This is a genomic window from Bartonella sp. MR168JLCBS, from assembly GCF_042194175.1.
Genome location: NZ_JBHIMP010000461.1, coordinates 337 through 645, shown reverse-complemented (window position 1 = coordinate 645; position 309 = coordinate 337). Strand labels below are relative to the sequence as shown.

Annotated in this window: 1 pseudogene; it reads right to left on the bottom strand. The window is 34.3% G+C overall.

From position 1 onward, the window contains the following. A pseudogene (locus ACFIK8_RS11980) lies at positions 1 to 309 on the bottom strand (UbiH/UbiF family hydroxylase); the annotation flags it as partial.

Sequence of the window (309 nt, the reverse complement as noted above, 5' to 3'; positions counted from 1 at the left end):
ATTTCTTTGAATCCATAACCTGGAGATATTCCTTCTCGCATAAATAAATTACGTAACGGTGAGCAATTACGTAATAATTCAAGCCCGAGGGTCCGCATAATATGAATAGGTAACATGTTAGAAAGTAAAGCAGAGTTGAGTGTATGAACAGATCCACTTCGCATCAATATATCAGGTTTGCGGTATCGATTATAATATGTAACGATCATTTTAGGATTAAAATCGGATATTTTGTTGGGTAAAATATCAATTAAAGTTTGAACATCACGAAACCCTAAATTCAATCCTTGTGCTCCAATAGGAGGAAAA